The organism is Streptomyces capillispiralis, assembly GCF_007829875.1.
In the GTDB taxonomy this organism is placed as follows: Bacteria; Actinomycetota; Actinomycetes; order Streptomycetales; family Streptomycetaceae; genus Streptomyces; species Streptomyces capillispiralis.
Genome location: NZ_VIWV01000001.1, coordinates 7221286 through 7235298, shown reverse-complemented (window position 1 = coordinate 7235298; position 14013 = coordinate 7221286). Strand labels below are relative to the sequence as shown.

At 68.2% G+C, this 14013-nt stretch carries 12 protein-coding genes; 7 read left to right on the top strand and 5 right to left on the bottom strand.

The window, feature by feature from the left end; translation table 11 throughout:
* The first annotated feature begins 315 nt into the window (after window positions 1-315).
* The 4 genes from FHX78_RS38270 (at window position 316) to FHX78_RS31855 (ending at window position 4346) form a co-directional block, all read left to right on the top strand.
* Window positions 316-927 (top strand): plasmid mobilization protein, encoded by a 612-nt coding sequence (locus FHX78_RS38270; protein ID WP_373313118.1) that lies wholly within the window; start codon window positions 316-318, stop codon window positions 925-927.
* Between the two features lie 15 nt (window positions 928-942).
* Window positions 943-2685 (top strand): relaxase/mobilization nuclease domain-containing protein, encoded by a 1743-nt coding sequence (locus FHX78_RS31865; RefSeq protein ID WP_145870836.1) that lies wholly within the window; start codon window positions 943-945, stop codon window positions 2683-2685.
* A 442-nt stretch (window positions 2686-3127) separates the two neighbouring features.
* Window positions 3128-3571 carry a hypothetical protein gene (locus tag FHX78_RS31860; RefSeq protein WP_167531908.1) on the top strand — a complete coding sequence of 148 codons (444 nt, stop codon included), beginning with the start codon at window positions 3128-3130 and terminating at the stop codon, window positions 3569-3571.
* A gap of 79 nt (window positions 3572-3650) precedes the next feature.
* A complete protein-coding gene (locus FHX78_RS31855; RefSeq protein WP_145870834.1) occupies window positions 3651-4346 on the top strand; it encodes a hypothetical protein in 696 nt (231 codons plus the stop codon).
* Between the two features lie 55 nt (window positions 4347-4401).
* Here the strand turns inward: FHX78_RS31855 and FHX78_RS31850 are convergent, their stop codons facing one another.
* The 5 genes from FHX78_RS31850 to FHX78_RS31830 form a co-directional block, all read right to left on the bottom strand.
* Complete coding sequence (locus FHX78_RS31850) at window positions 4402-4806, bottom strand: hypothetical protein (protein WP_145870833.1); 405 nt, start codon at window positions 4804-4806, stop codon at window positions 4402-4404.
* 230 nt (window positions 4807-5036) lie between these two features.
* Window positions 5037-5858: an SPDY domain-containing protein gene (locus FHX78_RS31845; RefSeq protein ID WP_145870832.1), complete on the bottom strand. Its 822-nt coding sequence runs from the start codon at window positions 5856-5858 to the stop codon at window positions 5037-5039.
* A gap of 15 nt (window positions 5859-5873) precedes the next feature.
* The gene (locus FHX78_RS31840) at window positions 5874-6164 is read right to left on the bottom strand and encodes a hypothetical protein (RefSeq protein WP_061915897.1); all 291 of its coding nucleotides are present in this window, start codon (window positions 6162-6164) and stop codon (window positions 5874-5876) included.
* A gap of 102 nt (window positions 6165-6266) precedes the next feature.
* Complete coding sequence (locus tag FHX78_RS31835; protein WP_093724906.1) at window positions 6267-6620, bottom strand: SPDY domain-containing protein; 354 nt, start codon at window positions 6618-6620, stop codon at window positions 6267-6269.
* A gap of 219 nt (window positions 6621-6839) precedes the next feature.
* Entirely contained in the window at window positions 6840-8090 is a 1251-nt protein-coding gene (locus tag FHX78_RS31830; RefSeq protein ID WP_229924137.1) for a hypothetical protein, read from the bottom strand.
* A gap of 700 nt (window positions 8091-8790) precedes the next feature.
* Here FHX78_RS31830 and FHX78_RS31825 point away from each other — a divergent pair.
* From FHX78_RS31825 to FHX78_RS31815, 3 genes are all read left to right on the top strand, one after another.
* On the top strand, window positions 8791-11361 hold the full coding sequence (locus FHX78_RS31825) for a GIY-YIG nuclease family protein (protein WP_167531907.1): 2571 nt from the start codon (window positions 8791-8793) through the stop codon (window positions 11359-11361).
* A 147-nt stretch (window positions 11362-11508) separates the two neighbouring features.
* Window positions 11509-13032, top strand: a complete 1524-nt coding sequence (locus FHX78_RS31820) for a gamma-glutamyltransferase (RefSeq protein ID WP_229924136.1) — start codon at window positions 11509-11511, stop codon at window positions 13030-13032.
* A gap of 453 nt (window positions 13033-13485) precedes the next feature.
* The gene (locus FHX78_RS31815; RefSeq protein WP_145870829.1) at window positions 13486-13821 is read left to right on the top strand and encodes a DUF2267 domain-containing protein; all 336 of its coding nucleotides are present in this window, start codon (window positions 13486-13488) and stop codon (window positions 13819-13821) included.
* The last annotated feature ends 192 nt before the right edge of the window (window positions 13822-14013 follow it).

Below are 14013 nucleotides of genomic sequence, written 5' to 3'. Positions count from 1 at the left end.
CAAAGCCCCAGCTCAACGCCCCTAATCGCAACCGGTGGCCCGGCTCTGTGCCGGGCCGCCGCCCCACTTGAGGAGACACGCCGTGATTCCGCGTCCTGCTCGCTCATCCGAGCCCACAGTCGTCGAGGCTGGCGCCTGGGCGGACGTCCTGGTCCGCCGGCGGCTCCTGCACGCGGCCGTCCTCACGCCGAGCGGCCAGTGGCTCGTCCAGGACAAGCCCGACGGACCCGTCCGCGTCCTAAAGGGACCGGCCGACGTCCTCGCGCTGGCCGCGACCATCCAGCACCACACCCGCTTTACGAGGCCCGAATCCCGATGACGAACCCCACCCAGAACGGCACCACCCCGGAACCTGCTGGTGACTCCAACTCGGTCTCGGGGCGAGCAAGTTATCCCCTTGGATACTCCGCCTTGAGCGGAGTATCCAAGGGTTCCCCTGCCCCTGGGGGGCAGGGGCTCGTCCGGCGCCGGGGGACGCCAGACGAGGAGGCTGCGACCGAGGGCGGATCGCAGCCAGAGGGGATAAAGGACGGACGTGAGCAGCCGCGCACGCGCCGCCGCAAGTACCAGCGTCGCCAGCGCCCCCACGTCCGCAACACCCGCTTCAGCGACGACGAACTTGCCCTCGTGACCGCCGGCGCGAAGGCCGCCGGCCTCACTCTCGCTGGCTTCCTCGCCCGCGCTGCCCTGTCCGCCGCCCGCGACCTTGAACGGACCGCGAGTGCCGTCGCCGGCGAGCGTGAGGTGATCGCCGAGTTGTTCGCCGCCCGTCGGCACCTCGGTCATGTCGGCGGCAACTTGAACCAGATCGCCCGAGCGGTCAACGCCGGAGGGCACCCGCACGAACTCGACGTGGTCATCGCGGCCACCGACCGCGCAGTCCAGCGCGTCCAGCACGCCACCGACCGGCTCCTCCACCAGGACTAGGACCCCCTCACCGGCATGATCCCCAGGATCCAGAAGCGCGGACAGCGCACCATCGGCCTCCTCTCCTACCTCTACGGGCCGGGCAAGTTCGAAGAGCACACCGACCCGCACCTGGTCGCCTCCTGGGATGGCAACGCCCCCGACCCCGGCCGTGACCCGTCCGCCACGCTCAAACAGCTCCAGCAGCTCCTCGATCAGCCCGTCGAGAACGTCGAGCAGGCCGACCGGCCCAAGAAGCATGTGTGGCACCTCTCGGTCCGCAACGCCGAAGAAGACCGTATTCTGAGCGACGAGGAATGGGGCGAGGTCGCCCGGCGCATGGTGGCCGCCGCCGGCATCGACGACCCCGAGGAAGGCGCCGGATGCCGATGGGCGGCGGTCCGGCACGCCGACGACCACATCCACATCATCGCCACCCTCGTGCGCGAGGACGGGTTCAAGCCCGACCTCGACCACGACGCCGTCCGGGTCCAGGCCCAAGCCCGCACCCTCGAAGCCGAACTCGGCCTGCGCCGCCTGAACAAGGGCGACGGCACCGGCGCGAAGCGACCCACCAGCGCTGAGCGCCACAAGGCCGAGCGCCAGGGCCGCGAGCGCACCGCCCGCGAGGAACTGCGGGAAAAGGTACGGCGCGCGGTGACCGGCGCGAGGAGCGACGAGGAATTCTTCGACCGGCTCGTCGCCGCCGGACTCCTGATCCGCAAGCGTGCCGCCCCCTCCGGCGACCTCCTCGGATACAAGGTCGCTCTGCCCGACGACCTCAACAAGGACGGCGAGCCGGTCTTCTACCCCGGCGCACGCCTCGCCCCCGACCTCTCCCTGCCCCGCATCCGAGAGCGCTGGTCCGGCGACGCCCAGGACAACCCAGCCGCCCGGCAACAGCAAGCACCCCGGACAGGACCGGGCGCTCCGGCCTCCGCCCGCCGCAGCACGGCATCAGCCGCCTGGCAGGCCGTCCTCGTCGTCGAGCACGGCGACGATGCGATCGCCGCTGCCCACATCGCCGCGGTCGGCGAGGTCCTGGATGCCCTCGCAAAGACGTCCGCCGCCCACACCCGCCGCGAACTCCGGGACGCGGCTACGGCCTTCGAACGTGCCTCGCGCTCCCATGTCCGCGCCGTACGCGGGCACGACCGAGCCCTGCGGCAGGCCGCCCGCGACCTCGTCCACGGCGGCCCGGCCCTCGGCCGCGGTGAGGACGGCGCCACCACGGCGATGGCCATCGACATGCTGTTCTTCCTCATCACTGCCGCCGCGCACTGGCACGCCAGAAAGGGCCACGCTCAGCAGGCCGAGGCCGCCGCCCGGGCCGCCGAGCACCTGCGTACCGCCTACCAGACCGCCGCCGCCCAGCCCCTCGGAGCGCTCTACCAACGAGGCCGGCGTATGAGCCGGCCGATACTCCAGCGGCAGACCGTGCTGCTGCGCGAGGCGCTGCCGGAGCTGGCCGAGCAGATCCTCGCCGAGCCCGGCTGGTACGCCCTGGCAGCGACCATCGCGGAGGCAGAAGCCGCCGGCCACGACCCGGCCACCCTCCTGTCCGACGTAGCCGAACGCCGTGAACTCGGTACCGCGGACTCCGTGAGCGACGTGCTCGTGTGGCGGATGCGGCGGACGGCCGACCTGCCCGCAGACGCCTCCCACCTGCCCGAGAGCAGCACCACGGGGAGCCGGTCCGCAACGCGCGGGACGACGACCAGGACCTCCGCGCCCGGCAGGCGGCGCAGCGGAGAGGAGGCATCGCGTAAGACGCGGTGAGCCCGACGGGTGCCGGCACGCGGTCTCAGCGCATCACCGAAAGAAGGGAGAGCACCACCGCTCCGCTCGCAACCCTCGGCATGGCCGTACGCCACATCGAACCTCGGTGACGACCAGGTTCGATGTGGAGGCCGTCGAAATCCGCGCACCTACAGGACAGGCGAGCATGACGTAGATGAGGCGAGTCGAGCCAGTAGGCGTCGCGGAGTTGGGCGGTCGAGGGAAACGGCGACGTGTGATCGGGCACACCGTGAAAACGGCATCTCACAGCACGAAGACACGCACGGTGGCCAACTCGTCATCCAGGCAACCGAGAAGCCGGAGCACCCCAGATGACCTGGCCGAAGGCGGCTGTGGACTTTGTGAATTGCAACCGTCGGGGACGTGGGGCACGATCTTGAAGCGCGCAGGACGAGGTGACGAAGTAGAGGAGGGCGCCAGGGTGTTTCACCGGATACGCCGCCGGGCGAAAGAGCCGAGCGAAGCTCAAAGGCAGTTCGCCGAGCTGCACGCGCGGATGCAGGGCCAGGTCCCGCCAGGCATTGGGGTGCCAGCGGCCGAACCGGAGCCCGCCGAGCCGGCCCGCCTCGTGGACGACTTCCTTCCGCCGGAGCTGCGCGTGCCGAGCCACGACCAGGTCGACGGCAAGATGATGCCGTGGAAGCAGCCCCTCGTCCTCGACGGCGAGATGGCCGCCTGCGCCGAGTGCGGCGCCTACCGGGACTGGCTCATCCTCTCCACCCGCGGCGAGATCTGGCTGCGCTGCCGAGCAGGCCACCAGCAGCAGGAGACCCGCCTCGACACGGCGTGGTTCAACCGGAACAGCGGACCGGCGGACGCGACGCACGCCACGTTCGAGGACTGCCTGCGCCACCTCGGGCACTGACCACCACTCCTACGACCCCACCGGGCCCTCGGGCCTGCACTGACCACCCGTCGCCTAGCACCAAGGGGTCAGTTCCGTCATGCGCGTTCGCGTCGCCATCACCGCCCTCGGCATCACCGCCGCCCTCCTCGCCCTGCCGGCCTGCTCCACCGACACCACCGGGGCCAAGCACCAGACCCCCTCCTCCGCCCGGACCGGAAAGCTTTCCGGCGCGGTCCACAAGCCAGCCGCGCTCTCCTCGGCCGCGCTCGAGTCCCGTCTGCTCGACCAGAGCGACCTCGGCAGCGGCTACCTGTCCAAGTCGCAGCGTCCTGCCCAGCACGACGACGTCACCGTCATCGGCTGCCCGGCCCTGAGCGAGCTGGGCGGCGGCGCGGCGACCGGCGGCACGCTCACCTTCCCGCGCAAGGCGAAGACCGCCTTCACCTACGGCGACAGCTCCTCGGAGTTCTCCGAGGAGCTCTACAGCGACACGGCGAACAAGCTGTCCGCCGGCATCGGACGGATCTTCGACGCCATGACCGGCTGCCCCGCCTATCAGGTCGTCGCGGGCGGCACACCGATCGACATAACCGCGCAGAAGCTGCCCGCGCCCCGACGACTCGGGGATCAGCAGTGGAGCCAGCTCCTGACGTTCTCCACCGCCGGGCGCAGCACCGTGGTGAAGCAGACCGCGATCCGGGACGGCAATCTGCTGCTGATCGTCTCCGGCGCTCCGGCCCTCGTCGACCGCCACCTCGACAAGGCCCTCGCCAAGGCCACAGCAACCGGCTGACCTGCCCGGTCATGCTGCTGCCCCCCGACCATGGTGGTCGGGGGGCAGCAGCGCGTCAGCCGACGCGCTGAGCAGCGCGCGCCGCCTGGGCGGGGACCCAGGCTTGGACCTGGCCGGGCTGTACGTAGAGCACGTTCGGATTGTGGCTGTGGGGTCCATAGCCGCTAGAGGCATTGACGAGCAGGTACGCGCCCGCGGGGACGTGCCAGTTCCAGAACCAGGCGTCCTGTTGTCGACCGGTGTCGCACCAGGTCACAACGGCCTTCGACCCGCGGCGTCCGCGCTGGTAGACCCGCGTGATCTGAAGAAGATCTCCTCGGCCTGCATTCCTGTGCTGTTGGAACGCCTGCCACTGTGCCGCGAGGGTGGCCGTGCGTTTGCGGTGTGAACGGACCTTCAGCGCGACGATCACGGCGACGCCAAGGACGAGGACAAGAAGGACGCCGGGGCCGAGGTGCATTGCTGCATCCTGCAGCCTGGCGTCACAGGGTGGCAAACCCTTCGCCGAACATCGAGGAGCAGTTTCAGGCAGCGACTGCGCCTCTCGCGAGCCGGGACCCGTCCCTGCTGCCCGGGAAAGCCAACAGCGCGTTGTGTGCACAGAAGTGCCAGCCCGTGAGCACGAAGCCCGGCCATCCATTTCGGAAAAGGCCGGGCTGTGTGTTTGAGGGGAAAGGCAACGGCGGGGCGTTAGATGGCCGGCGCGCGCAGGAGCCGCTCCCGGGTGGCCTCGGGCAGCACCCGTCGCAGGACCGGTGCCGTCGAGCTGAGGGAGGCGGCGAAGGCTGCCACGAGGTCGTGCGGGACGCTGGAACCGAAGGAGGCCGCCCACAGGCACGGTGCGCCGAGCGCGGGCTCGGCCCACGCTTGCCAACCGGCCAGCCCCGCCTCTTCGGTCTCAGTGATCAGGGCGCGAGGGTCGGCGTCCTGGATGAGCGGCGGAACCTCGCCGAGGCTCATGTGCGAGGTGAACGTCGGGTCCGTCGCTGCCGCCTGGGGCTGGTCGATGTCGCGGAGCCAGCCGTGTGCGGCGACGGCGTCGAGGACCATCTCGGGGCCGGCGAGCGGCATGGCGGCCTGGTCGCGGGCGTCGAGCGCGACGAGGAAGTCGGACACGGCCTCGCCAGGGACGTCGGGGGTGAAGTAGGCCGACCATTGGGCTAGCGGGCTGCTCGTGTCAGCGCGGGCGGAGATCTGCCACGCGATCGGCAGGTCCCCCAAGTGGAACGGTTCGTCCGCCAGGCTCCACTGGGCCCATCGGAGGGTGTCGGGGCTGATGTGCAGGACGGTGCTGCGCAGGACCTGGCGGCCCTCGGGTGCCTCGTCCGGCTCGTGGCGTCCGCGGACGATCGTCAGGCTCGTCCAGCCCAAGCCGGCGAGCGTGTCGGCGACGGTGTCGTAGAGCCGCCCATCGTCACCGGCCAGATGCCGGGGGCCGACCCAGAACGCAGGCTGGCCGCCACGTGGAGTGGACGGGTCGGGCGGGAATTCGGGATACAGGGGCGCCTCCAAGGGCTCGGTGCGGGTCTAGTTACCGCCGGCACGGCGGCGGGGGCGGCGCGGCGGTGCCTGCGTGTCGCCTTGCCAGGTCAGGGCGACAGCGACCTCGGGCGGCAGATGACCGAGCTGTGAGCCCTCGTCTCGGCCTTCGGCGAGGTACACGACGGTTTGGCCGGTCTCGTCCACGGACTGCACGACTTGCGCCAAGCGGTGTGCCATCGGAAAGAACGGGTTCATGGCCTGGCGGACGGGAGCACTGCGGTCGCAACCGGACAGCAGGTCGATGAGATCGCCGACGGTCATCTCCGTGGACGTCATGAACGGCCTCCTTGGGTGAGGAAAACGGTGAGCGGTGGAGTGAGCCGGCGGCCTGGCAGTCAGCCGACCACCCTCCCAGCGAGGACTACGCGTGGGGCACTGTCATACGCGACGCGAGGTTTCCAGCACGCGCGCCACGGCGGCAGCGACGATGTCGGCCGGCGTCTCGGTGTCGAACGACAGCTGGTAGCCGGGTACCTTGGCGGTTCCGGTGACGGCGATCTTCCATCCCTCGCCGTCGGTGCCGGGACGACCGAGCGGGAACCAGCCGAGGTAGAACCGGCCGTCCTTGGAGCTGACGTGCACGTCCGCACGGTCGTCCACGATGAGGTTGAAGTCCTCGGCGCAGAACTGGTCCATGACGAGCGTGGGCTGGCCAGGGCCCAGCTGCCACTCGCGCAGCCGCAGGGCTTCGACGGTGGTGGAGAAACCGGGGCCGACGGAAGCCACGGTCACAGACAATCACCTCTCTGACCTGGGGTTTCTTGCAAGGTCGTCTACGTTGACATGCTCCCGCGCAGGTTGGCCAGTCTTTCCGTGATCTTTCCTGTCTGCCCCCGGCGAACTGTCGTCCTTGGACAGTTGTAGGTTCTCAGATCCCGTGTCATTTTCTCAGTCGCGATGTCATGTGACTGGCCGAACTGACACGAGATTGAGAATCGCTGGCCACTGCCGTCACTCGTTTGAGGACTCCGTTGCCAGCGGGATACCGCACCGCGGGCAGCCGTTTGCGTGGTCGTCCTGGCAGACGTAGCCGATGGCACCTTCCACGCACCATTCGGCGGCCTCCTCGGACAGCAGGTCGGGCCCGGCAAGGAGCAGCCGACGAAATTCCGTGGTGTCCGCAATGTCGGCCGGCCGGTTGGTGAACCACTCGTCGAACCAAGGCTTGTCCCGGTGTATGCGCCAGTGCGCATTCTCCCGGTCGTCGACAGCCGTAAGGAACCGATCGACGATGCGCCCCCAACTCGGTGCTCCGAACCAGCCGTTGTCGGACGCGCAGAAGGATTCGATCAGGGTTCGCAGGCCGAACTCCTTCTCGCTAAGGCAGTACCTTCGCCCCCATGAGATCGCGACCTGTGCCATCCCCGCGAGTTCTACGCGCGGATCAACCTCGTGTGCCGGGTCGTCAGGGTTGTGGCAGGCCAGCCCGAGCTCGAGCACAGACTGCCCGGTCGGTAGAACCCGGGACGGGTTGACGATCGCGAGACCGAGACCGATCCAGTCGACATGGTCGAACGACAGCATCGAGCGCACGAGTCGGGTGGTTGCCGTGTTGATCCGCATCATTGTGCCGTCGTGCAGCGGACTCTTCCCGGCATGCCAGTTCTCGACGGGTGTGTTGCGCCACACGGCGAGCGTGATGCGGGTGGCAGCGAGCCACAGCAGGGCGTCGTCGTCGAGGTGCCCGAACCGCTTGGCACACTCCTGGGCGCCGTAGGTGATCAACTCTTCCGGTTTCGGCCACCTGTGGCTGTCGGGCCCTTCAGGCCCTTCAGGCGCGTACTCGTAGTCGTCGGCGTACCCGTCGAGGATCGCGCTCAACTCGGCTGCGCTGTAAGCCTCGCTGTACTCGGAGCTATCCGGCTCCTCGACGGTGTACATGTCGTGGTCCCAGGAGACGTACACGTCGCCCCAGAGCACGACGTCATCGCACTCGCTGGCGTTGTCCGTCACAACCGGCCTGATGGTGATCGGGGCAGTACGCCCGTCGGTTCGCTCGCCGTCCTTCTTGGCTGCCCATGCGGTGATGACCCCGAGCGGCTTCGGAAGGAGAGGGCCGACCTTGGTGATGCTGAACGGCTCGTCGTCGTCATCGGTGTCGAACCGGCTGTTGACGAACGCGACCGCCTCGGAGGGCGTGCTGACGATGGACTGGGTACCACTCTCGTTGTCAACCACTCGCCACAACGCGCTGTTCTTCACGATGCTCTCCGATCGCGGTGAGTGCACCCGGGGCGGGTGCGATGCGCCGGGTCGCTCGGCACTGACTCCAATTATGGGCTGATCAACCCGTCCGTAGTCCCGCAGGCGCTTGTCGGCGACGACGCTCGGGACGTTCGTGTGCAACGAAGGTGTGTGAGTGGGTGGAACGGATGGTTGCCGATGCAGGTTCGTGACGCCCCGGGCCGCGTTGCAGCCTGCTGGACAGCCTGAGGAAATGACACCGATCTGAGCTAGCCGCCTGCCGACACATCGTGAGACTCAAGGGAAATATCCAGGTCACAGGGTCGGCGCCTGACACTGAAGTTGAGAACCTACAACAGTGAAGCCAGTCGCCCTGGCATCTGATCCAGGCGCTTGACAGCGAACCGAGTCGTGGGGGCTTCCCACACCGCCACGGGCCCGAGGAAGTCAGCGGGAACGTCGCGATGCGGGTCTCTTGTCAGCGGCACCTCCTACACTCCGCAGATGCGACAGGCCAGGATGATGAGCTGCCTGGCCGTGGCCACCAGGGCTGATGGGCATGGCGTCTGCCAGGCGCCTGCATGTCCCACAGGTCGCCGGCAGCACGCGCCGGCAGAGCTTTCACGAGGTGTGACGGTCTCCGGTGCGGATGTCGGAGAGGGTTCCATTACCGTCCTTGTCCAACAGGGGGATTAGAGCTGTGCCTTCCGCTACTGGCTTGACCGATCTGCGCGAGCAGTGGATCCAGAAGATCTGCGCGGGGATTGCCACCTCTGTCGGTCGCCACCACCCGTTGCTGGATCCGGCGCGGATCGTCGGTAACCCGAGTGATCTGGATCTATTGCGTGCCCTCCTGATCCTGCGGATCGCCGTCTTGGACGCGCGTGGCCGGTCCACCGCGCACATCACGGGACTGCTGGCAAAGCACCCGGTCTTCGCCGATCCCAAGCCTGACGCGGATCAACTCACCAGCCTGGTCGAGCATGTCCGCCGGCACGTGGAGCGCGACGGCCTTGTCGGTTCCGTCCTGCTGTTCGGCCTCGGACTGCGCGCTGCGGATCCAGAGAGCACGTATGCCCTCCTCCTGGACCACTGGTCACGTCGGTCGTCCCGCGCGGCGACCGCCGCCCAGGTGGCCAGGGAACTGGCCCGGCACTGGGGCGTGGAGGCTCGCACCGGAGAGGCTCTGGTGCCTCTCTCAGTCATATCTCTTGATGCGTACTCCGACACCATCTGGTCCAGGCTGGAAGCGGAACGCGACGCTCATGTGCGGCATGCCGCCTCAGTTGCCTTAATCAGGAAGGGTAACGACGCTCATCGCCTGTGGCTGGCGCAGTTTCCCGCCGACGAGGCCAGGCACCTATGGAAGTTGGGCGCAGATGTGGCCTACTGCACCGCGGCCAAGGAGCACCTTCGAGAGGTTAGCCGACAGCTCCGGACGAATCACGCTCTGCGGCCAGTGATCGCCCGAGCCTTGAAACTGGTCAACGAGCAGCTAGAGATGCTCGGCGAGGCGATCGGCTGCCTGAGCGACACAGAGCGCGACATGCTGCGGGCGCGCACCCATCAGGAGCGTTTTCAGGACGCCTGCATTCAGACCTTCCTGAACCAGTCCCTCGACTTCCGGCAGTCGTCCCCCCGCAGTTCCTTCGTTCCTGATGCCGAAGCGGTACACGGCACCTTCGGCCCTCTGCCCTGGTGGAACGTCATCGTCCGAACCGCAGCAGAGGCGGAGGCTGCCCTCGCCGCATTCACAGAGGGGGTGCTGCCCCTCGGTTTCGAGCGGGATCCCGAACATCGGAACCGCCTTCTACTCATCTGCCGTAAGCCCAGGACGGAGTCCCCGGGCATGCAAGCCCACTTCGTCTTCGACCTGGACAACCCAGGCCACGCCTGCGAGCTGCTCCTCATCGCGAAGCGTGCCGGCGTCCCTATCGACCTCTACGGCCAAGCACACAACGAGTACGACGAAATCGAGTCCACCCACCTAGGCACTGTGTACGCACACATCGGCCCGGAGCTCGCCAGTCTGATCACGGAAGCCGCCACCAATGCACTGGCCCGATCCCTGCCAGACTTCCGTAACCGCGACTACGACGAACATGAGGGGATCGAACCGCTCGAAGAAGCGTTGCGCTGTCTGTCCCGCGCTGAGGTGGAGCACTTCTCCTCGGGACGCCGCATCGCCGTCTCATCCCATCACAACCTCGAAGGTGGGATCGAAGTACTGTCGTCCGACCCGCCAGTCACGCTCTCCGGATTCTCCAGGGGCACCAAGAGGCACCAGAAAACCAGCAGCCCAAGGAAGACGGACATCGGGACTCCTCTGCCCCCTCCTCGGACCACTGGGTTCGTGTACGTCCAGCGGAACCCTGCCTTCCCGGACATGCTCAAGATCGGCTACACAGACCTGCTCGCGGAGGACCGAGCTAAGAACCTGTCGGGCACATCGGTCCCCTTCCCCTTCGACGTGCTCTTCAGGGCCCACACGTCCCGGCCCAAAGACGTCGAACAGGCTGTCCACCGCCTCCTCACCGCCCAACGCGTTAACGCAAGCAAGGAGTTTTTCCGCGTTTCCCTGGACACGGCCATCGAGGCGATCCGCCGATGCCAGAGGGAGGTAACCGGTATCAACAGCTGGGAGCCGATCCCAGCGCTTCATCGCCTGCCCGCGAATGACCGAGTCGTCCTGCCCCTGAGGGCAGGGCAGTTGTTCGTGCTCACCGCGTACCCCCATCTACTCAGCTCGTCCGCTGAGGTTCTCGACATCTGGATGGCCCACGCGGACGGCGACCTCCTGGAGATCCACTCCACGCATGACCCCGGGCACGTGGCCGGAATCAGCGACAACGATCCCGGCGCTTACGAGGACCCCGTTCCCTTCCTCGACAGAGACGGAACCGTGCGGAACGGCATGCTCCATGGCAGGGAGCGCCTGGTAGCCGGCGACCGGCTGATCTGGTTCTCGGACGAGGAGGGGCCGACCGACGCCCGCGGCGTCGTCTTTGAAGCGAACGCCTCCTGCCAGGTCACCTACCGGACATCAGCCCCCCAACGGGGCCCGCTGGGTATTCCTCTCCTGCTGAACAATCCTGACCGGGACCTTCCTGATGCTATGGGGGCACTCGTCAAGGATGTCCTCGCACTGCGCCCACCGCGCACCTGGGCTCCCCGGAACCCTCAAGAAGAGGACGGCTGGGCGGTAGCAGCCACGGATCCCCAGCCACCCGAGCACTGGCTCCCTCAACTCGAACGACGGCGAAAGGACGTGCGCCGGGACCGACCCTGAGAACCGTGCGGAATGGGGGGGCCAGCTCGACGAGTCCATGTCCAGCGCCAAGACTGAATTACCAGCCGGATCGATTGCGCCGCGGCTCCGTAGACGGCTCGATACCCGGCTCCGGGAGCGGTCTGAGCACATGCCAGAGTGAACCGCATGATCCCCGCGCACATCCCCGACGAGCCGCCGCTGACCTACCCCGACAGCTTCGACATACCAGTCCTGTTCCGAAACGGACCCGCGAAGAAGCCTCGGCGGCAGTGGCGGACGGCCAAGCACAAGGCGTGGGCGGGATCGGACGGGTTCCCGGCGGCCGACGGCTGGTACGCCCCGACCACCACGTGGCGGGAGATCATCAAGGCTGCCACCGAAGTAGGCCGGGACGTCACCCCGCACCTGCAGAACCAGCCGCGCTACGCACACGGGGAACTGGTCGCTCGGGTCTCTCCGCTGTACGCCTACCTTGGCGCGCACGTCGTCGAGCCCCGTCACCCCGTGCCTGGGTACAAGGGGCGGCGCCTGACCTGGAACCCGGTGTACGCGCACGGCACCGAGCGCAGCGCGAAGAACGCCGCCGGCTACCGGCTGGGCATGACGATGACCGAGTGGGCCTGCCGTTCGTTGCTGGGCCTCGGCCAGACCGAGCACCTCGAACTCGGCGGGCCCATCGCCGCTCTGTACGACACGTTCAAGGACCCGAAGAAGAAGCAGCCCGACCTGTGGGGGCGCCACGAGGCAGAGGAGAGGTACTGGCTGATCGAGGCCAAGGGTGGCGACGTCGGCCTGGGCACGCTCCGCAAAGGGTGGGCGCAGCTGGCGGCCGGCAGCAAGATCCTCGGCGCGTATGCGCACCGCACCGTCCTGGTCGGAGCGTCCGTACGACCCGGTGACGATCTCTTCCTCACCATCGACCACAACCTGCACCCTGGCCAGCCGCCCCTCAGCCCTGATAGGTCTGGCACCGACGAGGAGGCGGCAGGCGCGGGCAACCTGGAAGACCGCCTCGGCGACAGCGACGACGCGCTCATCGGCGCGGCCCGCGCCCAGATGCTCACCTACCTCGCCTTGCGCTCCGCTCCCGCCTCGCAACTGCGCACCGTGCCCGTGCCCGCAGACCGCACTTCCCGTCGTCGGCGCACCGGACTCACCACGCCCCTGGAGCACGACGGCCTCACCCTCGCCATGCGGGCCGATGCCCGCGGAGCAGCGCTCCAAGCCGAGCAGCACACCTTGCGCGCCGGTATCCGCTCCATAGGGCTCGACGACTTCCTCACCTGCCGCATCCCCGGAACCGAAGTGCACCTCGGCATGTCCCGGAAGCTTTTCGCCGCCTGCGAGCGCCTCCATGAGGAAGACTTCGACATCGCCCGGCGCACTCCAGGACTGCGCGCCGAGGACGAGCCGAGCGGTGACCAAGAGCTCAGCGACGAAGCCCAGGAAGAACAGCGGCTCACCCAGCGGCGGATCTTCCGCGAGCAGCAGGAGGAAGCCCGCCCCCGGCTGCGCCTCCTGCTCCGCGACGCCTACGAGCGGGGTGCGACGAGCGACTGGAGCAGCCTGCTGCGCCGATCCCAGGAGCCGGCACTCGACCTGGAAGGCGACGAGAGCCTCCTCGAAGCGGCGACACCAGAGACGTACCTGGCGGTCAGCCGCTACGACCTGCCCCCGGCACGCGCCTAAATCTCCGCATCAGCCGATACCAAGCGTTCGGGGGTGCGCAAAGGAGCAGCTCCCCTTGCCGGCATGACAGGCGGCAGCTAGCTAGCGCCTGACGGATGGAGCACCGAACGCACAGAGCCGATTCGCCGCTGTGGGGGCGTAGCTGAACAGTCGGGCGCGTGATGGCATGGATCAAGGTATCGGGGTAGACCGAAGGGTGTTCGCAATGGGATCTCTGGCCGCTGCCGCGAGGGCTGCCCGGCAGCGGCCGGGAGAACTGCGAGGGCTTGGTGCCGTCGCCTACGGCTCTGAGCGCGGCTGAATCGACAGCGACGGTCACAAGTCGGGAGACGGGGCTGCCGCCCGTGCGGCAGCCCCTCGCGGTGGTGCCCGCCCGCTCGTTCGGGAGGAGATCATGCGTGTGAACTGGGACGCTTCCTGGCAGCGGTCCAAGAGCGCGGCGAATACCCGACCATGGAAGAGGCAGAACGATCCTCCCGCGTCGTGCTCGCTCTGCTGAGCGCGCACCTGGTGGGCGAGGTGCGAAGCGAGCTGGCCGCCCGCCTCCCCGAGACGCTCGCGTTGGTCCTGCTCAACCCGCTCCAGGCACACGAACCGCTTGTGCCAGAAGGGTTCGTCCGGGCGACAGCGGCCTGGATCGAGGGCGCCACCGAGCAGACCGCGGCCTGGGATGTCAGCGCCGTGCTCAGCGTCGTCGCCGACATCGCTGGCGACGACCTGCTGAACCGGATCCTGCTGCAGCTCCCCGCGGGCTACGACCTTCTCTTCGGTCGCCCCCAGCCAGCCTGACCAGTCGGGGCGCAGCACGACACAGCGCTCGGCCGTGCCGGTGCGAACGGTCCACGCGCGGGCCGGCCTGCGCTATGCCGAGCCAGGCATAGCGGCGGCACGCCAAACGTGCCAGAGGTGGGGCAGCGGTTCGGCGTCGATAGACGCCAGCAGGCCCCCGGATGCGCTTCACGGGGGCCTGCTGGCGGTGGT

What these genes read in the sequence shown, in the direction of transcription:
- FHX78_RS38270 (WP_373313118.1), top strand. Translation starts at nt 316, where the DNA reads ATGACGAACCCCACCCAGAACGGCACCACCCCGGAACCTGCTGGTGAC.
- FHX78_RS31865 (WP_145870836.1), top strand. Translation starts at nt 943, where the DNA reads ATGATCCCCAGGATCCAGAAGCGCGGACAGCGCACCATCGGCCTCCTC.
- FHX78_RS31855 (WP_145870834.1), top strand. Translation starts at nt 3,651, where the DNA reads ATGCGCGTTCGCGTCGCCATCACCGCCCTCGGCATCACCGCCGCCCTC.
- FHX78_RS31850 (WP_145870833.1), bottom strand. Translation starts at nt 4,806, where the DNA reads ATGCACCTCGGCCCCGGCGTCCTTCTTGTCCTCGTCCTTGGCGTCGCC.
- FHX78_RS31840 (WP_061915897.1), bottom strand. Translation starts at nt 6,164, where the DNA reads ATGACGTCCACGGAGATGACCGTCGGCGATCTCATCGACCTGCTGTCC.
- FHX78_RS31820 (WP_229924136.1), top strand. Translation starts at nt 11,509, where the DNA reads ATGATCCCCGCGCACATCCCCGACGAGCCGCCGCTGACCTACCCCGAC.
- FHX78_RS31815 (WP_145870829.1), top strand. Translation starts at nt 13,486, where the DNA reads ATGGAAGAGGCAGAACGATCCTCCCGCGTCGTGCTCGCTCTGCTGAGC.